Here is a 20,915-nt window from a genome sequence, read left to right as displayed (position 1 = left end):
CCGACAGCTGTTTCACGCACACGGACCGACTCGGCAACTCAGCTTTCGAGGCGGCGAGCTCCGAGGACGTCCTTGAGGAGTTCCTTTGCAACATCCTCGGGATCACGTCTGGCAGTCGGATCAGCGGGCTCCGCCGCCTCCGCAAACATCTCGTCCTCGTCCTCCGGCGTTGCAGGCGGAGGAGTTGCCTCGTAGTCGACCTCAGGAGCAGGGGCCGGTCCAGGGTCTTCCGGATAGTCGGGGGCCTCGGGCGGCGGAATGTCGTCCGAATCTCCGCGCTGGGGCTGCGGGGCCTTGGGCTGCTGCGCTGCGCGCTCCTGACTGGGGCGAGAGAAGCGGGGCGCAGCGGCAGGGCGGCTCGGAGCTTCCGTCGCCTTGGTTGCGCTCGATACTGTCGGCGCTGTAGGCGCACCTTCTTGATACTCGACCTGCCAAGTGCCACCGAACATTTCGGCAAGGACCTCGCAAATGACCGCCGCGTTGTGCGGTTGCGTCACACGAGCACCCAGGACCGGTGAGCCGTGAGCGATGACAACGACATGTCCACGCACGTCGTGAACCGTCGCAGCGGACAGCATGGCCGGAAGAACCTTGTTTCGTTCACCGACCTTGTTGCGCAAGGTGTTCCACGATTCACGGAGAGTCTCGACTGTGGGGCCTGCCGAGACCGGCGCAGCTTCGGCAACCGCCGGCTCGTCGAACTCGGGCTCGGGCTCGGGCTCGTAGTCGGGTTCCGGCTCGGCAAGCCCGATCAGCTCTTCCGCCTCGACAGGAGCAGTAACCGGTGGTTCAACCACAGGAGCTTCAACTATTGGAGCTTCGGCAACCGGAGCTTCAACCACCGGAGCTTCGGCAACCGGCGGTTCCACGATCTCGACAGTGGGAGTCTCGACGACGGGAACTGCCGCTACCGGAGGTTCGACGACAGGAGCCTCCACAACCGGCGGCGCCGCAGCTGGAGCAGGCGCGGCTGGTTCCGGCCGTGCCTCAGGCTCGGCCTTGCGTTGAGAGGGCCGTTGGAACTTGGAAGCAATCTCCGGTTCGAGCGGCGGCACGGTGGGTGCCGGCGTTGCTGCCGCGCGAGGAGCAGCCGCGACTCCGGCAGCCGGAATACCTTGTTCCAGGCGCTCCAGCCGCTGCAATACAGCTGATTCGGTGTCGGAGGCCGACGGCAGCAGCATTCGCGCGCACATCACTTCGAGCAGTAGCCGCGGCGCCGTCGCACCACGCATTTCGCTGAGTCCGGCATGGACAGTCTCGGCGAAGCGGGTGAGCGTGGCCGGGCCGACTCGTTGAATCTGCTCACGCATCGTGACCAGCTCCGCTTCCGGAGCGTCGACCAATCCTCGTTCGCTGGCATCGGAAACAGCCTGCATCAGGATGAGATCACGCAGGCGCTCGAGAAGATCGAGCGCGAATCGGCGTGGATCGTGACCGGCGTCCATCACGCGATCGACAGTGCCGAACAACGCGGCCCCGTCACTGGCAGACAGGGCGTCTACTGCTTCGTCGATGAGCGCGACGTCGGTGACTCCGAGAAGAGAGAGAGCGCGCGGATACGTGACACCTTCTTCTCCTGCGCCCGCGAGCAGCTGATCGAGGACACTCAACGAGTCACGAGGGGAACCGCCGCCGGCCTTGATGACCAGTGGATACACCGCAGGCTCGACCGGTACGCCCTCCTGGGCGCAGATCTTTTCCAGGAGTCCGCGCATGGTCGACGGCGCCAACAGGCGGAACGGGTAATGGTGTGTACGCGAACGGATGGTCGGGAGAACCTTTTCCGGTTCCGTCGTCGCAAAGATGAAGATGAGGTGTTCCGGCGGCTCTTCGACGATCTTGAGCAGCGCATTGAAACCCGCCGCCGTCACCATGTGTGCCTCGTCGATGATGAAGACGCGGTAGCGAGAAGCAGCGGGTGCGTGGAACGCCTTGTCTCGAAGTTCTCGGGTGTCGTCGACGCCACCGTGACTTGCGGCGTCGAGTTCCGTCACATCCAGGTTGCCTGTGCCGCCCGGGCCCAGCGAAACGCACGAGTCGCACACGTCGCACGGCGTCGACGTCGGTCCCTGCTCACAGTTCAGCGAACGCGCCAGGATTCGCGCCGACGACGTCTTTCCGCAGCCGCGCGGGCCGGAAAACAGGTAGGCATGGTTGATGCGTCCGGTGTCGAGGGCCGTGCTGAGCGGTGCGGTGACATGCTCCTGCCCCACCACCTCGGCGAAGGACGCGGGTCGATACTTCCGGTACAGGGCCACGCGCAAAGACTACCGGCGACCCACGACAGGTGGTCCGGTGCGGGTGCAACGCCGACTTCTCCCGAAACATGTTCGCAACACAATCGCAGTGCGGAGGAAACCGCACGCACTCATCGTGGGTTCCGTGCACGCGGGCTGGTCCGCGTGCGTGAGGAGAAAACTGTGCCCGCCACCATCGATGCCGGAGCAACTGCCTGGTTGCTCGTCAGTACTGCACTCGTACTTCTGATGACGCCAGGACTCGCACTGTTCTACGGCGGCATGGTCCGCTCGACGGGCGTACTCAACATGATCATGATGAGTTTCGTCTCGATCGCACTCGTCACGGTTGCGTGGTTGTTCGTGGGCTACAGCCTCGTGTTCGGCGACGATCACGGTGGCATCATCGGCGGACTCGAGCACATCGGCATGGCGGGCATCGACCCGTCGACGGTGCACGGGAATGTCCCGGAAGTGTTGTTCGCAACCTTCCAATTGACGTTCGCAATCCTTACTGCAGCGCTCATCAGTGGTGCGATCGCCGACCGCGCGAAGTTCTCCGCCTGGATGATCTTCGTCCCCATCTGGTCCTTGCTCGTCTATGTCCCCGTCGCTCACTGGGTGTGGAATCCGCAGGGATGGCTCGCCCAGATGGGCGCACTCGACTACGCCGGTGGCCTCGTGGTCGAAATCGTGTCCGGAGCGTCGGGTCTGGCATTGGCACTGGTCCTCGGCCAGCGGATGGGTTTCAAGGCCGAGTCGATGCGTCCGCACAATCTGCCGTTCGTCCTGCTCGGCGTCGGCCTGCTCTGGTTCGGTTGGTTCGGATTCAACGCCGGCTCGGCCCTTGCGGCCGACGGTATGGCCTCGCAGATCTTCCTCAACACACTCGTCGCCGGTTGCACCGGACTACTCGGCTGGCTGTTCGTCGAGCAGAATCGTGACGGACACCCCACGACGTTCGGCGCAGCTTCGGGCGTCGTCGCCGGTCTGGTCGCGATCACCCCGTCGTGCGGAACGGTGAACATGTTCGGTGCGCTCGTCATCGGTCTGATCGCCGGCATCGTCTGCTCGTACGCCGTGGGATGGAAGCACAAGCTCGGCTACGACGACTCCCTCGACGTCGTCGGCGTGCACCTCGTCGGTGGAATCGTCGGCTCGTTGCTGATCGGACTCCTCGCGACGGCCGTGATGACGGGCGGTCCGGAAGGTTTGTTCTTCGGCGGTGGATTCGCGCAGTTGGGCAAGCAGTTCGTCGGCGTCGTCGTGGTCGCGCTCTATGCCTTCGGTGTGACCTACGGTCTCGGAAAGCTCATCGACAAGACCTTCGGCTTCCGCATTTCGCGTGAAGACGAGGCCCGCGGAATCGACGTTGCCCTGCACGCGGAGTCGGCCTACGAGCACGGAGTCCTCGGCCACGGTCCGATCGGCGGACAGAACCCGAGCCCGTTCCTCCAGCGTCAGCGGGAGGAACGGGAGAACCGCGAGCGGGACTGACCGCCCTCACCGGTTCGCGATTTCCTCCATCAGGATCGGAACGCCGACATTGCAGGAATGAATCCCGACGACGGTGGTCAGTTTCAGCACCTCGAGAATCTCCTTCGGGGTCACTCCCATGTCGAGCGCGGCGCGAATATGGCGTCGTACGCCGGGTGCGTACATGTGTGTGCTCGCCGCATCGACGGCTATGCACAGCAACTGGATCACCTGAGGTGACAGCACCCCGCTGTTCCAGGGCTGCATCGCTGTCTTCATGTACAGCTCGGTCCACTCGGGATCCAGCTCCGAAAGTCCGTCCCACAACGGATTCCAGCCACCCGAATCCTTCATAGCCTGGGTCACGGGAAAAGCTTCACTTGCTCGAACGTCAGTCATCGATCTCCTCAGACCATCGAAAATGCTTGATTCAGTTCACGTTTGAGAATCTTTCCGGTTGCCGTCATCGGCAGCGACGGCACGAACTCGATGCGGCGCGGATATTTGTAGGCGGCCATCTGTTCCCGCGACCATTCCACGAGATCCGATTCGGAGATCTCTTCACTCGGCTCTCGGATCACGTAGGCGACAACTTCTTCGCCGAGGCTCGTGTCCGGCACCCCGACGACGGCGACGAGTGAGACGGCTGGGTGAGTGAGCAGAACCTCTTCGATTTCGCGTGGGTAGACGTTGAATCCGCCCCGCACGATCATGTCCTTCGCGCGATCGACGATGTAGTAATTTCCGTCGGTATCGACCCGTGCCAAATCCCCGGTGCGAAACCATCCGTCGCACATGACTTCCGCCGTCGCCTCTGGTCGGTTGAAATAGCCCTTCATGACGTTGTGCCCGCGAATGGCCAACTCACCCACTTCATCGGGGCCGGCGATCGTGTGCCAAGAGTCGTCGACAAGCCGCGCTTCGACGCCCCAGATCGGCACGCCGATCGAACCGGGCCGGGGGTCGCTCTCCGGGTCACTGAACAAGGCCAGCGGAGAGGTCTCGGACAACCCGTACCCTTCGAGGATCTGAACACCGAAGCGTTCCCTGAACTGTGTCAAGATTTCGACGGGAAGCGCTGCACCACCGGAGATCGCGCACCGCATGTTCTGTGCGACGGTCTCGATATCCACCCCGGATTTCACTACCTCCTCCAGCACGCCGAGCAGTCCCCAATACATGGTCGGGACGCCCGCGAAGACCGAGATCTTTTCGCGTTCCATGATCTCGAGTGCCGCGGTCGCATCGAAGCGCGGCATCAACACCAAGGTGGCACCGACGCAGATTCCCGCATTCATGGTCACTGTCTGGCCGAACGAGTGGAACAACGGCAAAGTCAGGAGATAACGCTCATGCATGGACGGAACGCTCTCGAACAACCGGTTGGTCGACAGTGCATTCAAGACCATGTTGCAGTGAGTGAGTTCAGCGCCCTTGGGCTTTCCGGTCGTGCCGCTGGTGTAGAGAATGACCGCGGTGTCCGTCGGTTCACGAACAACCGCGGCTGCAGGCGTTTCCGTGCCGGACACGGATGCCAGTGCTTCGCCTAGAGTCTCGACTCCGAGGCTCGACGACGGTGCACCCGACTCGGCGCTGATCACGATCAGGGCCGAACAGGTCTCGCTCTGCTCGAACCCGGCGATGGCGTACTCAGCGATCGGCAATTCGGGACTTCCCTCGAAACAGAAGTACAGCTTTGCTTCCGAATCAGCCAGGTGATAGGCGATTTCGCGCCCTTTGAGCAGAATGTTCAGAGGAACGACGACGCCGCCGGCCTTGAGAATGCCGTAGTAGACGATCGGGAACTCGAGAACGTTCGGACAGGACAACGCCACCTTGTCACCTGGCTCGACACCCCGCGAGACGAGCACATGGGCGATGCGATTCGCGTAGGCGTCGAACTGCGCATACGTCAGCCTCGCTTCCCCGAGAACCAGCGCATCCCGTTCCGGGTACCGCCGGGCCGAGTCTTCCAGCAGAGCAGCAAGATCAAGCATGACTGTGTTCCTCCTGCGCATCGGAATCCGTGGCATGAGACGAGGCAGCGCGCGACACCGACTCGAGCAGTTCCCGCACCAACGATTCCGCCCGCGGCCAATACCCGTATCCGGACGCCGGATTGAGATGTCCGACCTCACCCAGATCCAGCAACCGACTCCCCCATCCTTCAGCCAGACCCACAACTCGGCGATACCCGGCCAGCGGATCGTTCCGACTCGCCGCGACCGTGCTCGGAAACGGCAGACGCTGACGCGGTATCGGTAGCCACCCGTGTCGGTCGAGATCTTCGAGAGACGGATAAGACTCGGGCAGCGGAAGTTCGAGATCCGCCGGCGTGACCAGAAGTGCGCCCGCAACCTCTCGATGATGCGCCCTCGCCCAGTGAGCAACTGTCATGACTCCGGCGCTGTGCCCGACCAGGACCACCGGCCCGCAGACACTTGTCAGCACCTCGTTCAATGCCGCAACCCGCGCATCGCGGCTGAGCTTGTCGGTCTCGAGGGGAGGAACCGTCAGAACGTTGTCGAGCCTGCGCGCGAGGTGAGTCTGCCAATGATCTTCGACATGATCCCGCAGACCGGGAACCATTACTACCGTAGTTGATTCATTCATCATGAGCTCCGAACGTCTGTTACTTCAGTGGCGCCGGGGATCTCGGGCCGATTCTGCAACGTCGCCAGCCGCCTCATCCCGGCGGGATAGGCACGCTTGCCGGCTACCAACGCGAGGGCCGCGACGACATAGACGAAGGGCGAAAGCTGTAGAGCGCCGAGAAGACCCAGGTGATCGGCGAGGATGCCGACAACGAAGGGACCGAGCGCCAGCCCGAGAAGGTTGTTGGCGACGGTGAGCGTTCCCATGGCCGACGCTCGAATCGAGTGATGGGTAAGGTTCGCGACCATCGCTGCCGTCGGCCCCGACGAACCGGCGGAGAAGAATGCACCGATACCGAGCAACACGAGTTGTGCTGTCCCCGTGCCCAACCGGAGCCCGATGCTCAGCGTCACCAACGAGATGGCGCAGTAGACGATGGCGGTGGTCCATTTTCGCGCCGAATCGTCGCGGCTGAATCTATCTGTGATGAAACCGCAGACCACCATCCCGCTTCCGACCAGGAGGACGAACACGGAAGCCGTGACGCCGGCCTTGTCCGGGGCCAGATCGTAGTAACGATTGAAGAAGCTCGGCAACCACGCCAGAAGTACTGCGGCGGTGAACATCTGGAGACCACCACCGATGTAGGCGAACAACACGGCTGGATTGGTGAACAGCGAGGACACCGGCGCACGAAAACCGTCGTGTCTCACCGCTTCCCCGGCGGCATCCGGCGCGGCCTCGACGGCGTAAGCGGTGAGCTTCTTCTCGGTGACGAGGGCACGGAAGAGCGCGACCAGAATCAGACCGAAGATCGCCATGGCGGCAAAAGACCACCGCCAACTGAACTGGACTGCGATGAACCCACCGATTGCCACACCGATGACCGAACCGAACGATCCACCGGCCATGAAGGCACCTGCAAGAGCTGCGTGCACGCGGGGCGCAAACACACTGAGGACCACGGCGATACCCACGCTGCCGTACGCCGCTTCACCGACACCGACCAGGAACCGGGCGCCCAACATCTGTTCGTAGGTCTGAGCGATTGCGCACAGCAACGTCGCGACACTCCACAACACCGCCATCAAGATCAAGGTCTTGACGCGGCCCCAGCGGTCCGCGAGCAGCGACAACGGGAACGTCAACAGCCCGACCATCAATGCCACCACGCTGCTCAGGGAGGCGAGGTGCGAATCGGAGAGATCCCAGTCCGCTTTCAGGATCGGGAAGACTGCACTGAGCACCTGCCTCGACATGTAGTCCGAGAGCAGAAGACCGAAAGCCAGGGCGAAAACGATCCACGGGTATAACTTTCGTCGTCCGCCGATTCCGAGCGCGGTGTCCACACGTGGCGTGGCGGGAGCTTGCAGTCCCATGACTCTCCTAGGAAGTACTCGAGGTAGACGGGGGGATTCGGGGGTACGAACCGTCGCGGTTCGTACCCCCGGAACTGTTGTACGAGAGGGTGTGAACTCAGGCGTGCTGCGTGAATCCCAGCTGGCCGATCCGGCGGTTGGGCGCGTAACCCAGCTTCGCCAACGTCTCGTCGGTGTCGGCATACGTCTCGCCGATCCGGTAGATGTCCCGAGCTTCCTTCGCGGTAGCCACCTCGCGGCCCAATTCGCCTGCAATGCGCACCAACTGCTCGATCTGCTGCACCGACGTCATCTTCTCGCCCTTGCGGCCCCAGATGGTGTCCTCGTTGCCGCAACGAGCGTGCAAGCCCATCGCGATGGCCATCGTGTTCACCGGCAGGACGCTACGCATCAGCGTTTCCAGCGTCAGGCACGCACCGTCGGGAACACGCTGGACGAAGTTCATCATGTTGTACGGGTTGGGGCCGTCGAAACCGCCGCCGATTGCGACCCACGTGAGGTTGACCGGACCCGTGTAGATGCCGCGTCGGATCAACCGCTCCACCGTTTCGAGCTGCGGAATACTGGACAACTGGAAATGCGGCTGGATTCCAGCGGCCTGCAACCGGCGCAGGTGCTCTGCCACCCACTCCGGACCGGCGGGCACAGTCATTTCCCGATACGTATCGGCCAATTCCGGACGCTGCATCGACGTACCCGCGATGTCGTCGTCGGTCATCAGTTCCATGATGTTCATCTGGCTGGTGTTGATCGCGATCGTCACCTGATCGGGAGCCGGGTCCAATTCCGCCAGCATGTGACGCACGTCGTCGGACAACCACTTCGCATCGGCACCTTCCCCCTCCGGGGCAAACGAAATCGACCCGCCGACCTGCAGAATCATCTCGGGAACGGCCTCACGCAAGCGACCGAGAAGCTCGTTGAACTTCGACAGACGCTTCGAGCCCTTGCCGTCGAGTTCACGCACGTGGATGTGGAGAACTGTGGCACCGGCGTTGAAACAGTCGACGGCTTGCTGGACGTGCTCGTCCATCGACAGAGGGAGGTCTTCTGCAAAATCGTCCGGCTCCCACTCCGGTCCGTAGGGAGCAACGGTGATGACAAGCTTGTCCTGGGTTTCGGGGAACAGTGAATCGTCGTGGAAATGCATAGCGTGACTCCGATCGAGTGAATGAATTTATCTTCGGGGCTGGGAAGAGAGATCAGAACGGTGCGTCGCCGATGATTCCGGCGCGCTCCATCTTTCGAACCGCGGGCCAGTAGTCCTGCACCGCGTAATGCTGTGTCGAACGGTTGTCCCAGATCGCGACGCTGTTTTCGGTCCAGCGCCACCGAACCTGGTACTCGGGAATCTGAGCCTGGCTCGCCAGGTAAGTGAGCAGATTCCCGGCGCCGGGGGCGTAATCGATTCCATAGCGGACGTTCTCGGGCGTGTGATAGTTCACGAGGTGTGTGGCGAACGAATTGACGAAGAGAATCTTCTCGCCGGTCTCCGGATGTGTTCGTACCACGGGATGTTCGGCGTCGGGAAAGCGTTCCTTCAGCTGGTGCCGCTGTTCGATCGGCATCCGAGCGCCGAAGGTCGACTCGATACTGTGCCTGGCACGCAGATCCTTGATCTGCTCCTTGACCCGCGCCGGCAGATTCTCGTAGGCGAGTGCCATGTTCACCCAAATCGTGTCGCCGCCGACAGGAGGTGTTTCCACACAACGCAATACACATCCCATGGGCGGGTTAACGCGCCAGGTGGCGTCGCAGTGATATGCATTCTCGAAATGCTCCGGCGGGCTGTCCAGATCCTTGTAGATGCGGACGAGGCCCGGGTGGTCGGGGTCGCTGCCCAGAGCCGGATGATCCTCGAGTTCACCGAATCGCTGGGCAAGTTCTACGTGCTCGGCTTTGGAGAAGGTCTGGTCGCGAAAGAACAGAACCTTGTGTTCGAGCAGCAATGCCTTGATTTCGGCGAAGAGTGCATCATCTCGCGCGACCTCGCCGAGATCCACCCCGGACAACTCTGCCCCGATCGAACAGGTCAATTTCTCGACGCGGATCGTATTCCTCGACGAGGGAAGGTTTTCTGTGAGCGCTGCGGTGTTGGTCATGACAATTCCTCTGGGAAGTGCTGTTTCGGTTCAGACGGAGAAGACGGAGGAACCGATACTGCGACCGGACTCCATGTCGTGGTGCGCACGCACCGCATCTTCGAGGGGGTATCGCTGGTTGATCTCGATCTTGATTCGCCCGGACTCGACGTGTGAGAACAGTTCACCCGCCAGTTCGGCACGTTCTTCGGGATCCGCGATGTAATCGGCGAGAGCCGGACGTGTGAGGAAGAGTGATCCCTTGACTGCCAACTGCATTGCCTGAATCGGCGGAGTCGGTCCGGACGCCGTTCCGAAGCACACCAGCAGCCCCCGCCTGGCAAGGCAATCGAGAGAGATGTCGAACGTGGATTGCCCGATACTGTCGTAGACAACCGGCACGCCGACGCCCCCGGTGATCTCCTTGACACGCGCGACGACGTCCTCGCGGGTGTAGATGACGACTTCATCGCAACCGTGAGCTCGGGCAACGCTCGCCTTCTCGTCGCTCGACACCGTTCCGATCACTTTGATTCCCAACAGTTTTGCCCACTGGGTGAAGATCAGTCCAACCCCGCCCGCCGCAGCATGTAGCAACACGGTGTCTCCCGCTTTCAACGGGTAGATGCGACGCAGAAGGTAGGCGGCAGTCAGTCCTCGCATGGTCATGGCGGCCGCGGTGTCGAAGGCGATGCCGTCGGGTAGCGCGATCAGGTCGGACGACGCCATGATCCGCTCGGTGGCGTACGCACCCAGCGGACTGCCGGTGTAGGTCACACGGTCCCCCACTGCAAAATCGACTACTCCCTCGCCGATCTCTTCGACCACACCCGCGCCCTCGACGCCCATCCCGGCAGGCAATTGCGCAGGATAGAGGCCACTTCGAAAGTAGGTGTCGGCGAAGTTCAACCCCACCGCTTCATGACGAACCCGAACCTCTCCGGCGCCCGGTCGTCCTACCTCGATCTCTTCCCAACGCATGACGGACGGTGTGCCGATCTCGTGGAACCGAATGGCGTTTGCCATCAATGCTCTCCAATTCTGTGGGCGGGCTCGACTCGATTACGGTCGAGCTGTATTCGTACGCAACAACTTCCAGAAGTCGGGGCTCGGCTTCCTGGTCGTGCCGAACTGATGTGAACAAAACTATGTGAGATCCGGCTCACATGCTTAACTTGACGAGACACACAACACAACATTTCGGGACATCGAGTAAAGGGGGCCCCATGAAGCCACTCGCCCGCTACGCGTCACTGAACCGATACGTCGACCTGTGCCGAACAGTGGACGTGGACGCTGTGGCCCTCATGAGAAGTGTCGGCCTGAGCCCGGCAAGCCTGGCGAACCCCGACCAATGGGTACCGGCCGCCTCCATCGCATCGCTCCTGGAGCGATCGGCAGCGGAGTCCGGACACGAAGACTTCGGGCTTCTACTCGCCGGCCTGCGTCGACTGTCCAATCTCGGCCCCCTCAGCTTGGTCATCAGGGAAGAACCAGACGTCAGGAGCGCACTCGACGTATTGATGCGATACGAGCACACGTACAACGAGTCATTACGCATTCGATTGAACGAGGTCAACGGACTCGCCACCCTGCGAATCTCGCTCGAGGTCGGCGAACCGGTCGACACCAGACAGAGCGTCGAACTCGCAGTCGGCGCGACACTGCAGATCCTGCGGAGTTTCCTGGGTTCTCGATGGCAACCGGTCAGCGTGGGATTCACGCACAATGCCCCGAAAGACACGAGCACGCATCGGCGAATCCTCGGCGAGACGGTGGAATTCGATCACGAGTTCACCGGTATCGTTTTCTTCGCCGCCGACCTGGATGCGGCTAACCAACTTTCCGACGAGTTACTCCGGCCGTACGCTCGCCAGTTCCTCGACTCGCTTCCCGCCTCGGAAACCTCCGATACCCTCAGCCGCACCAAGGAATTGATCGAAGTTCTGCTTCCGACCGGCCGCTGCTCTGTCGAGCAGGTGGCACGCAGTCTCGGATTCGACCGGCGGACACTGCACCGTCATCTCGCCGAATCCGGAGATACGTTCACGGCCGTTCTCAATTCGGTTCGAAGCTCCCTCGCGGAACGATTTGTCTCCAACCCTCGCTATTCGTTGACCGAAGTGGCTGTGCACCTCGGGTTTTCGACGCAGGGTAGTTTCTCGCGCTGGTTTCGCACTCAGTTCTCGATGAGCCCGAGCGCGTGGCGGACTCAGCGCTCGATCAGCTGACCAGCACGACTCCGACGTAGGCGATCGTTGCCACCCACACAGTGGAAATCGCGGCCAGCACGAATGGCCGGGCGCCAACTCCACGAATGACGCTCAACCGCACCCCCAGCCCGAGTGCGAACATCGCGGCCGCCAACAGCGCCGTCTGCACCGTCTTCGCCAGCCCCAGAAGCTCATCCGGCAAGATGCCCGTGGAGCGCAAGCCCATGCAGCCGATGAATGCCACGACGAACAACGGAATCAGCGGGGGACGCTTGGCGGCAGTGCTGTCGACCATCCTGCGTTGCCGGATACTCAGAAACGCCATGACCGGCGCCAACATCAACACGCGCGCAAGTTTCACCACGGTCGCGACACCCAACGCGGTGGCGCCGAGAGCGCTGCCGGCAGCCACCACTTGCGCCACTTCGTGGATCGACCCACCGGCCCACATGCCTGCACCGACCTCGTTCATACCGAAAGCGTTGGCCAACAGTGGGATTGTCGGAATCATCAGAGTTCCGAAGATCACCACCAACGCAACAGCGGTGAGCAACTCTTCCTCTCGCGCATTCACCACACCGTCCGCAGCAGCCACGGCGGCAGCGCCACAGATCGAGAAGCCACAGGCAATCAGAATTCTCTGCGACCAACTCAATCCGAGAAGTTTTCCGGCATACATGGTCCCGGCGATACCGAGGAACACAATCGCCACCACAACGGCGATCACTCCCCAGCCCAAACCGAAGATGTCGGAGAACATCAATTGCAGCCCGAGCAGAGCGATACCCACCCGAAGTAGCCGTTTCGCCGAGAATGCCAGGCCAGGTTGGAATTTCGCCGGCAAAGAGACGGTATTCGCCAACACCGCACCCGCCACGATCGCAATCAGCAACGGACTCACGGCGGAGGTGAACTGACCGGCTATCAGCGCGACCGTGGCCCCCAAGGCGCACAACGCAACTCCGGGCACCAATGCAGCCACACTGGACCACCGTCGTACTTCTGACGAAGGTGCGACTGCGGGTTTCTCGGCCACGGACTTCACATCACGGTTCACTCATCCAGCGTCCTTGAGCCACCATCGCTCCGGTAGGGCGATTTCTACCATCACGGCATATCAAATCGATATGAACGTGAAGTTCGGTATAGCCTGTTTGCATGACCAGACGGTGGCCCGACCTCACCACTCTCGAGCTACTCATCGGCATCGATGATCACGGAAGTCTCAGTGCGGCAAGCCGTTCAGCAAACATTGCGCAGCCGAATGCCAGCCGCGCCGTCAAAGCCCTCGAGCGGCAGCTCGGGATGCCACTCATACACCGAAGGTCGACGGGGGCGGCTTTGACTCCGCAGGGGACCGTCATCGTCCACTGGGCGCGCCGCGTCCTCGCCAACTCGAGGCAGCTTCTCGACGTCGCCGAAGGGATGCGGACCGAACGATCCGCGGAATTGACCGTGTGTGCCAGCATGACCGTCGCCGAACATCTGATTCCGGCCTGGCTCGGTATCTTTCGGTCACTACATCCTGGTGTCACCGTCCACCTTCAGGTCTACAACTCGACCCGCGTCCTCGAGGCTGTCGAGGTGGGAATGTGCGACCTCGGATTCGTCGAGTCACCGACCGTTCCGAAGAGCCTGTCCAGCGTCACCGTCGCGCGTGACTCGCTGGTCGTGGTCGTTCATCCGGATCATCCATGGGCGCGTCGACGAAAGCCGCTGACCGTCGCCGAACTGGCAGCGACGCCGCTGCTGGTGCGCGAGCCCGGATCGGGAACCAGAACGACTCTCGACCTGGCGTTACACGAATACGAGCGCGGTGCACCGTTGTTGGAACTGGGTAGTTCGGCCGCGATTCGAACCAGCGTGCTCGGTGGCGTCGGCCCGGCGGTACTGAGCACGCTGGCCGTCGAGGACCAGGTGAAGCAGGGAGAACTTCGGGTCGTAGCCGTCGAAGGCTTGGAACTCGACCGATCCCTGCGTGCAGTGTGGCGCCCGCCGCGTCAGCTCGAGGGCCCCGCAGGCGACCTGATGAAAGTAGTGCGTGCCAGCGGGTCCCGGAAGTCCTGAAAGCGGCTTACTTCTTGTCGGCCTTCGCTGCTGCCTTTGCGGCCTTCTTGAACTCGCGGACCTCGAGCAAAGACTGTTCGTCGACCACGTCTGCAATCGAGCGCCTCGAACCTTCGAGCCCGTAGTCGCCGGCCGCTTGGCGCCAACCTTTCGGCTCGACGCCGATCTGTTTTCCGAGCAACGCCAGGAAGATCCGGGCTTTCTGATCCCCGTAACCGGGTAGGGCTTTGAGCCGCTTCAGCACTTCCTTGCCGTCGGGATTTCCCGAAGTCCAGATCGCCGCGGTGTCGCCGTCGTAGTTCTCGACGATGAACTGGCACATGAGCTGGATACGCTCACCCATCGACTTGGGGAATCGGTGCACAGCCGGAGGCTCGGCACAGACGGCGATGAACTCGTCGGTGTCCATGTCGGCGATACGCCTGACGTCGATACCGCTGAGCCGATCCGCCAGCTTCTTCGGACCGAGGAAGGCCGTTTCCATCGGAACCTGTTGATCGAGAAGCATTCCGATCAACAACGCCAACGGGTCCTCGGCCAGGAGGGCATCAGCTTCGGGGTCACCGACAAGGTTCAGTTGAAGTGCCATGAGTCCGATACTGCCACGTCAGACGGCAGTTGTGACCGGCGCCGACGCATCCGGGGCCGGAATCTTCCACTTCTTCCAGCCGAACAGAACCAACGTCGAGACCGCGGCAAGCGTGAAGACCCAGAGGTAGACGCCGACGGTCGGAATCCGCAGATACTCGGGCGGCACGAACATGAACAGGCCCATTCCGATGAAGCGATCCGTACCCGGAATGACCGACGGGTCCCACCAGGTGTGAGACCAGTTCAAGACCGGGAGCAGGAAAACGAACGGCGCCACCCACGCCCAGCGCTTCTTCGACACCATCGCGTAGTGCGCGGCGAGGACGACCAGCGGGACGAACCACACCCAGTGATGGCCCCACGAGAACGGCGAGACAGTGGTCGCAGTCAACCCCGTCATGGTGAGGCCGAGCAATTTCTGGCCGTGCCGGTGAGCAATCCACGCGGCACCGAGTCCGAGGCATACCGCCAGCGCACTGAAGACTAGGACCAGGACCCGCGACGGCGTCGGAGTGTGAGTGAGCTGAGCGATCAGACCGGACACGGACTGGTTGCTCGGAGCGTCCGTCGGTCCGACGCGTTCGCTGTCGACAAGAGTGCCGGTCCAGTACTTGTACGCATCGTTGTAGATCACGACGAAGCCGATCGCAACGGTCGCAGCGAACGTCACGACGGCCGTCACCAACGCACGCCATTGACGAGTGATGAAGAGGTACGCCCAGAAGAAGGCCGGAGTGAGCTTCACGCCGGCGGCGATGCCTGCCCCGATTCCTCGGAGCCGACTCTTCTCGTCCCGACCGAGGTCCCACACGATCAAGAGCAGCAGGAAGATGTTGATCTGCCCGAGCCAGAGCGTCGTACGTATCGGTTCCATGAACAGAAAGATCGTGGTGGCCAACGCACTGACGGCGTACGCCTTCACGTCGAGCCGATAACCGAGATACTTCCAGCACAACACGATCACTGCGAACAACGCAGCGATGTTCAAACCCGTCCACACGACAATCGCCTGTTTGAACGAGAGCACCGCCCACACCGTGAACAGCAAAGCCGCAAACGGGGTGTACGTGAACATCATCCCGTCCAGGACTGGCCCGTCGTACAACGGAAGGCCCTGAACCACAACGCTGCCGCCGTGGCGGTAGACGTCGAGATCGAGGAAATTTTCGAAGATGCCCCAGTACCGCGTATTCATCGGCACGGCGAAAAGAACCATCAGCACGGACGCGACTGCCAGAACACCGAGTACAGAGAATCCGAGAACACCGACACGGAGGGTGCGTCGCGGTATGTCAGCTTCGATGACCGACTCTGATTTCGCGGTGTGCGCCTCGAAAGAAGGCCCATCCGAAGCGTTGATCGCGCCCGTCACTACAACCTCCGGGATTTACACCCTATGTCGGGAATTGATGCTCCGAACGGTACAAGACGAGACCGAAAAGTACCGACCGGGCACGCCGCTTCGAGAACTCAGATCTCGGAGAGACGCGATTCGGTGGCTGCGAGCAGGACACACGTAGCCACGCCGTCCATGGCAACTTCGAGTTCAGCCTTGGACGGGAAGCTCGGGGCCAACCGGATGTTCCGGTCATCCGGATCCGTGCTGTACGGGAAAGCCGACCCGGCAGCGGTGAGCGCGATACCCGCGTTCTTCGCCAGTTCGATGACCCGCTTGGCCGTGCCGTCGACCACGTCGAGGCTGATGAAGTATCCGCCCTTCGGCTCGGTCCAAGACGCGACCTTCGATGCACCGAGACGATCCTCGAGGATCCGCAGTACGAGCTCGAACTTGGGCGCGAGGAACGCGCGATGCTTCTCCATGTGCGCACGAACGCCGTCGGCATTGCCGAAGAAACGCAGGTGGCGAAGCTGATTGACCTTGTCCGGTCCGATGCTCTTCTTGCCCAGGAACTTCTGGTACCAGGCAAGGTTTTCCGCCGAGCTACCGAAGAAGCTCACACCAGCGCCGGCGAAAGTGATCTTGGACGTCGACGCGAACACGAGCGGACGGTTGGGGTGTCCGGCCTCCGCTGCCATCGAGAGAATGTCGTAGGAAGGCGCAGTCTCGCCGACAAGCGGATGTACGGCGTACGCGTTGTCCCAGTACAGGCGGAAGTCGGGCGCGGCCGTCGGCATCGACGCGAGCGTACGGACAATTTCTTCGGAGTACACGGCACCGGTGGGGTTCGCGTAAACCGGAACCGCCCACATGCCCTTGATCTGCGGATCTGACGCAACAAGTTCGGCGATCTTGACGACATCCGGGCCGTCGTGGTTCATCGGCACCGCGATCATCTCGATGCCGAGGGACTCGGTGATCGCGAAGTGGCGGTCGTAGCCCGGTGCCGGGCAGAGAAACTTGATCTTCTCTTCCTGTGCCCACGGCCGGGCCGAATCCGGTGTGCCATGAAGCAGTGAGAACACGACGTTGTCGTGCATGATCTCGAGGCTCGCGTTGTTTCCGGCGAGAAGGTTCGCAACGGGGATACCCAGCAGCTCGCCGAAGATGGCGCGCAGTTCCGGCAGACCGGTGAGTCCGCCGTAGTTACGGCAGTCGGTGCCGCTTCCGTCACGGAAATCACCGTCGCCGGGCAGCGTCAGCAGCTCTGCGGAAAGGTCGAGTTGTTCCGGGGAAGGCTTACCGCGGGTCAGATCGAGTGCGAGCTTCTGCGCCTGGAGCTGCGTGTACTTCGCGCTCTGGCTCTCATGCTCGGAGGTGAGTTCTTCATGGCTCATCAACCCGATCTGGGTTTGGATAGGCATCCGGAGCGGCCTTTCACCGACGAGGCGGGGTCGGGTATGTGAAAAAATAGAGGACCCCGCGCACCCGGCAGAGCCCGTTGACCCTTGCTGCCTTCCGGCCCTGGGGGAGTTCACAGGATGCGCGCCGCGCGGGATCCAATGAACAGTGTAGACGGCTTTCTCCGGCCGCTGCACACCACCTACCGGGGCCGAGATGCAAACCTCGAGTTCCACCGGTTCTTCGCAGGTCAGGTACCCGTTTAACGCTTCGCGCCCGCAATTGGGTATGCTGCTCCACGGAGGATTCGCCTAGTGGCCTATGGCGCTCGCCTGGAACGCGGGTTGGGTTAACGCCCTCAGGGGTTCAAATCCCCTATCCTCCGCCAAAGGAACCCCTGTGAACTGCCGAGAAGCGGTTCACAGGGGTTCTTTTCTGTCCTCATGCAACGAGTAATGCAACAGGGTCTCGGTTCAGCTCGATGTTCTGCGAGCTCAGACGGTCTGCCGACTCGTGGTGGTTTCGATCCCGCAGCGCGCCGAATCGGAATGCTGCTGCGTGATTTCGAGTGGCCCGCCGATGGCCCGAACCCGATTCGGGAAGCTATGGCCACATCTGCTCCTGCAGCCCGCGTTGGTCATGAAATGACACCCGCGCCGCAAGTCTTATTTATCCAGATCCAATTCTGGATAAGATAGGCATGGAAAGCAAGGCGGCAATATAGCGTGGATACATGGAGAGACCAGATGGCGTACAGGACGTTGAAATCGATCTTTCACCAACGAGATCGTGCTGGTGCCGATGCTGAGGAGCGAGCGCGACGCGATTCTCCCGCCGCCGTCCACTGGGACCTACTGATCGGCGAACACTCGACGTTCGCACTGATGACACCCGAAGTCGCAGCGCTGATCGAACGGATCATGAGCTTCGAGCCGAAGATCCGGGCTGAGTGGAACGGGCTGCCGGCCCTCGCGCGCACCCACTACCTGCATCGCATGGTGATCGACGAGATCCAGGCAACGAACGAGATCGAACAGGTCCGCTCAACCCGGAAGGAGATCAGCGAGGCAATCGAGATGGTGTGGGCGGAGCAACCCCTCGCGAACAAGCGGTTCGCCGAGATGGCGCGGCTCTATCTCAATATCGGCAACGACCAGGCCGAGAGTCCGCAGACGCTCGACGACATCCGAGACGTCTACGACGCGGTAACTCGGGGCGAGATTCGCGACGAGGACGCCCCCGATGGGAAGCGGTTCCGGCAAGGGCCAGTATCGATCACATCAGGAATCAAGGTCGTGCACACCGGTGTGGTACCCGAGTCAGCGATCGACGACGCGCTGACCCTCATGCTGAGCCAGGGGGGCGACGACTCGATTCCACGACTGATCAGGGCAGTGGTCGCGCACTTCATCTTCGAGTACACGCACCCGTTCTACGACGGCAACGGCCGAACCGGACGCTACCTTCTCGCGCTGGACCTTCGACAGGTGTTGGCTCCGTATGCGAGCCTGGCATTGTCGGCGACCGTCGCCGACAACAAGGATCGTTACTACAAAGCATTCTCTGACGCGGAGAATCCATTGAACCGCGGAGATCTGACGCCCTACCTGATCGATATGCTGGAGATCATCGCCGAGGCGCAACATCGACTGCTGCTCGACCTCTCCGAGAGGCGGCATAAGATCGACACACTCGAGGCGCGTATCCGCGTTCTGGTGGAGGATGAGGAATTTCCGCTGAACTTGGGACTCGATCGCGAGTCGACGCCGCCGGTTGATAGCAACCACATCGGCGCAGTCCTGTTCACCCTGGGTCAGACCCACTGCTTCGAGGCGAACCGCGCCATCAAGTTGAACACCCTGGTCGAGGTGGTGGGTCGATCCAGCCAGTTCGCCCGCCCGCGACTTCAGCGCCTGGACGATGCCGGGATCATTGAGACGGTTACGAAGAGACCGCTGCGCTTCCGGCTCACGGCACGGGGGGTATCGCTCCTCGATCTGGATGGGGAGTGATTTTCGCCAGGTCGCAGATGGGCTAGGTGGCGATTGGGCGCACGATCGACGTTTCCATTCCCACTCGCGAATGGAGTGCAGAGGCCGCAACATTTGTGGTCTTCGTCGGCGCACTGGTTCTGCCGCCGGGTACCGCACGGCGATTGGTTGCAGCGAGCTGGGCCGTCCACCCGATTTTCGACCTACTTCACGAGCGTGGTCCAGAATCACGTCTGCCGGATTGGTACCCCGCAATTTGCGCGGGATACGACCTCGGAACCGCTGGACTTCTTGCTGCCGAACCACGCAATTTCGTTTGACAGACTCACAAACCCGAGGACAGACTTTCCGTCCAACCCAACCATCGGGAGTACGCGTGATTGCCGGCCAGACCAATCTGCTCGCAGATTGCAGCAGTTGCTTCGGTCTGTGCTGCGTCGCACTCCCCTTTTCCAAGTCCTCCGACTTCGCGACCAACAAGAATGCCGGCGACCCCTGCAAGAACCTGCAGCAGGATTTCCGTTGCGGCATTCACACCGGATTGCGAAAGAAGGGCTTCACCGGTTGCACCGTCTACGACTGTTTCGGTGCGGGACAGAAGGTTTCACAGCAGACCTACGACGGCGTCAGCTGGCGTGATGCCCCGGAGACCGCGTCGGACATGTTCGAAACCTTCCCTGTCATACGCCAGTTGCACGAACTGCTCTGGTATCTCGCCGAAGCCCGCTCGCTGAAGCAAACCCACTCGATACGAAAGGAACTCGACGCTGCACTCGCGGAGACGGAAAGCCTGACCAACGGCACACCTTCGCAGATTCGAACCGTCGACGTCTCAGCACACCGAGCGGCAGTCAACACACTGCTCTTGCAGACGAGTAACCTTGTGCGCTCACCGATCTCAACCAAGAAGGGTCGAAAACTCGACCACCGCGGCGCAGACCTCATCGGCGCCAAATTTCGTGGTTCCGATCTACGTGGGGCCAACTTTCGCGGGAGTTACCTGATCGGTGCAGACCTGCGCGACTGCGAACTCGATCGAGCCGATCTGATCGGTGCAGACTTACGCGGCACCGACATTCGCGGCACAAAACTCCGCGGCAGTATCTTTCTCACTCAGTTCCAGATCAACGGGGCGATCGGCGATTCGGCTACCACGCTGCCCGATTCACTGACCCGCCCCGGCCACTGGGCCTGAGCCAGACGACTGTTCGCGACTGTCAACTCCGTCGACGGAGAACGACCTTGTTAGCTTCCGGATCGACAGACACCCACGGCGGGTCACCGTCCGTTCCGTCCTCACGATGCATCAATGCGCTCTGACGCTGTTCGAATTCATGATGCTTGGACCCCTGAAACAGGGCAGCAACCTCTTCGAAGCCCGCGGCCGAGACCGGACGAGTCGTACGTCCCCGAGTCCACGGCAGTGCCCGGCCGCCGGTGAGCCGGTTCCAGAGAGTCTCGGCGAAAGCGAACAGGACCAGCAGCACGAGCAAGCCTGGCAACGTCAACGCGAACAGAGTGCCCATGAAAGAAGTCTAGCGACGA

General features: G+C 61.6%; 19 protein-coding genes, 1 tRNA gene and 1 other RNA gene. 7 read left to right on the top strand and 14 right to left on the bottom strand.

What is annotated here, in order from left to right; genetic code table 11:
* Positions 1 to 38 precede the first annotated feature (38 nt).
* On the bottom strand, positions 39 to 2,258 hold the full coding sequence (locus tag ACBG85_RS02095; RefSeq protein ID WP_230359434.1) for a DNA polymerase III subunit gamma and tau: 2,220 nt from the start codon (positions 2,256 to 2,258) through the stop codon (positions 39 to 41).
* 162 nt (positions 2,259 to 2,420) lie between these two features.
* Between ACBG85_RS02095 and ACBG85_RS02090 the strand changes: the two genes are divergently transcribed.
* Positions 2,421 to 3,734, top strand: a complete 1,314-nt coding sequence (locus ACBG85_RS02090; protein ID WP_003943791.1) for an ammonium transporter — start codon at positions 2,421 to 2,423, stop codon at positions 3,732 to 3,734.
* A gap of 6 nt (positions 3,735 to 3,740) precedes the next feature.
* On the opposite strand, the gene ACBG85_RS02085 is transcribed toward ACBG85_RS02090, so the two are convergent.
* From ACBG85_RS02085 to ACBG85_RS02055, 7 genes are all read right to left on the bottom strand, one after another.
* A complete protein-coding gene (locus ACBG85_RS02085; RefSeq protein WP_020905896.1) occupies positions 3,741 to 4,112 on the bottom strand; it encodes a carboxymuconolactone decarboxylase family protein in 372 nt (123 codons plus the stop codon).
* Positions 4,113 to 4,120: 8 nt separating this feature from the next.
* Complete coding sequence (locus tag ACBG85_RS02080) at positions 4,121 to 5,710, bottom strand: long-chain fatty acid--CoA ligase (protein WP_372026013.1); 1,590 nt, start codon at positions 5,708 to 5,710, stop codon at positions 4,121 to 4,123.
* Positions 5,703 to 6,326: an alpha/beta hydrolase gene (locus ACBG85_RS02075; protein WP_050656466.1), complete on the bottom strand. Its 624-nt coding sequence runs from the start codon at positions 6,324 to 6,326 to the stop codon at positions 5,703 to 5,705. The genes ACBG85_RS02080 and ACBG85_RS02075 overlap by 8 nt, the downstream gene beginning before the upstream one ends.
* On the bottom strand, positions 6,326 to 7,687 hold the full coding sequence (locus ACBG85_RS02070) for an MFS transporter (protein WP_372026011.1): 1,362 nt from the start codon (positions 7,685 to 7,687) through the stop codon (positions 6,326 to 6,328). Before ACBG85_RS02070 ends, ACBG85_RS02075 begins: the two co-directional genes overlap by 1 nt.
* Before the next feature lie 97 nt (positions 7,688 to 7,784).
* Positions 7,785 to 8,837 carry a 3-keto-5-aminohexanoate cleavage protein gene (locus ACBG85_RS02065; protein WP_042447742.1) on the bottom strand — a complete coding sequence of 351 codons (1,053 nt, stop codon included), beginning with the start codon at positions 8,835 to 8,837 and terminating at the stop codon, positions 7,785 to 7,787.
* Between the two features lie 52 nt (positions 8,838 to 8,889).
* Positions 8,890 to 9,789, bottom strand: a complete 900-nt coding sequence (locus tag ACBG85_RS02060) for a TauD/TfdA dioxygenase family protein (protein WP_372026008.1) — start codon at positions 9,787 to 9,789, stop codon at positions 8,890 to 8,892.
* A gap of 30 nt (positions 9,790 to 9,819) precedes the next feature.
* Positions 9,820 to 10,794, bottom strand: coding sequence for a quinone oxidoreductase (locus tag ACBG85_RS02055; RefSeq protein WP_003943928.1), 975 nt, complete (start codon positions 10,792 to 10,794; stop codon positions 9,820 to 9,822).
* Positions 10,795 to 10,994: 200 nt separating this feature from the next.
* Here ACBG85_RS02055 and ACBG85_RS02050 point away from each other — a divergent pair, with 200 nt between their 5' ends.
* On the top strand, positions 10,995 to 11,999 hold the full coding sequence (locus tag ACBG85_RS02050) for an AraC family transcriptional regulator (protein WP_007731570.1): 1,005 nt from the start codon (positions 10,995 to 10,997) through the stop codon (positions 11,997 to 11,999).
* Here ACBG85_RS02050 and ACBG85_RS02045 read toward each other — a convergent pair.
* Complete coding sequence (locus ACBG85_RS02045; RefSeq protein WP_372026004.1) at positions 11,992 to 13,038, bottom strand: YeiH family protein; 1,047 nt, start codon at positions 13,036 to 13,038, stop codon at positions 11,992 to 11,994. The genes ACBG85_RS02050 and ACBG85_RS02045 overlap by 8 nt on opposite strands.
* A 101-nt stretch (positions 13,039 to 13,139) precedes the next feature.
* Here ACBG85_RS02045 and ACBG85_RS02040 point away from each other — a divergent pair, with 101 nt between their 5' ends.
* Complete coding sequence (locus ACBG85_RS02040; protein ID WP_007731572.1) at positions 13,140 to 14,048, top strand: LysR family transcriptional regulator; 909 nt, start codon at positions 13,140 to 13,142, stop codon at positions 14,046 to 14,048.
* 7 nt (positions 14,049 to 14,055) lie between these two features.
* On the opposite strand, the gene ACBG85_RS02035 is transcribed toward ACBG85_RS02040, so the two are convergent.
* The 4 genes from ACBG85_RS02035 to ffs all read right to left on the bottom strand — a co-directional run bounded on the left by ACBG85_RS02035 (position 14,056) and on the right by ffs (position 17,543).
* The gene (locus tag ACBG85_RS02035; protein ID WP_003943868.1) at positions 14,056 to 14,637 is read right to left on the bottom strand and encodes an HhH-GPD-type base excision DNA repair protein; all 582 of its coding nucleotides are present in this window, start codon (positions 14,635 to 14,637) and stop codon (positions 14,056 to 14,058) included.
* 18 nt (positions 14,638 to 14,655) lie between these two features.
* On the bottom strand, positions 14,656 to 16,011 hold the full coding sequence (locus tag ACBG85_RS02030; RefSeq protein WP_050656460.1) for a glycosyltransferase 87 family protein: 1,356 nt from the start codon (positions 16,009 to 16,011) through the stop codon (positions 14,656 to 14,658).
* 98 nt (positions 16,012 to 16,109) lie between these two features.
* A complete protein-coding gene (locus ACBG85_RS02025; RefSeq protein WP_003943985.1) occupies positions 16,110 to 17,402 on the bottom strand; it encodes an aminotransferase class I/II-fold pyridoxal phosphate-dependent enzyme in 1,293 nt (430 codons plus the stop codon).
* A 41-nt stretch (positions 17,403 to 17,443) separates the two neighbouring features.
* Positions 17,444 to 17,543, bottom strand: an RNA gene (gene ffs, locus ACBG85_RS02020) — signal recognition particle sRNA small type.
* Between the two features lie 136 nt (positions 17,544 to 17,679).
* Between ffs and ACBG85_RS02015 the strand changes: the two genes are divergently transcribed.
* From ACBG85_RS02015 to ACBG85_RS02000, 4 genes are all read left to right on the top strand, one after another.
* A tRNA-Ser gene (locus ACBG85_RS02015) sits at positions 17,680 to 17,767 on the top strand.
* A gap of 496 nt (positions 17,768 to 18,263) precedes the next feature.
* Entirely contained in the window at positions 18,264 to 19,391 is a 1,128-nt protein-coding gene (locus ACBG85_RS02010) for a Fic family protein (RefSeq protein WP_242430847.1), read from the top strand.
* A 26-nt stretch (positions 19,392 to 19,417) separates the two neighbouring features.
* Positions 19,418 to 19,690, top strand: coding sequence for a hypothetical protein (locus ACBG85_RS02005; protein ID WP_054800548.1), 273 nt, complete (start codon positions 19,418 to 19,420; stop codon positions 19,688 to 19,690).
* A gap of 56 nt (positions 19,691 to 19,746) precedes the next feature.
* Positions 19,747 to 20,565: a pentapeptide repeat-containing protein gene (locus ACBG85_RS02000; protein ID WP_208689938.1), complete on the top strand. Its 819-nt coding sequence runs from the start codon at positions 19,747 to 19,749 to the stop codon at positions 20,563 to 20,565.
* Positions 20,566 to 20,587: 22 nt separating this feature from the next.
* On the opposite strand, the gene ACBG85_RS01995 is transcribed toward ACBG85_RS02000, so the two are convergent.
* Positions 20,588 to 20,896, bottom strand: a complete 309-nt coding sequence (locus ACBG85_RS01995; RefSeq protein ID WP_007731580.1) for a DUF6191 domain-containing protein — start codon at positions 20,894 to 20,896, stop codon at positions 20,588 to 20,590.
* Positions 20,897 to 20,915: the final 19 nt, after the last annotated feature.

The sequence above is a fragment of the Rhodococcus sp. NyZ502 genome (assembly GCF_041464245.1).
In the GTDB taxonomy this organism is placed as follows: Bacteria; Actinomycetota; Actinomycetes; order Mycobacteriales; family Mycobacteriaceae; genus Rhodococcus_F; species Rhodococcus_F qingshengii.
This window is presented reverse-complemented; position numbering and strand designations above follow the sequence as displayed.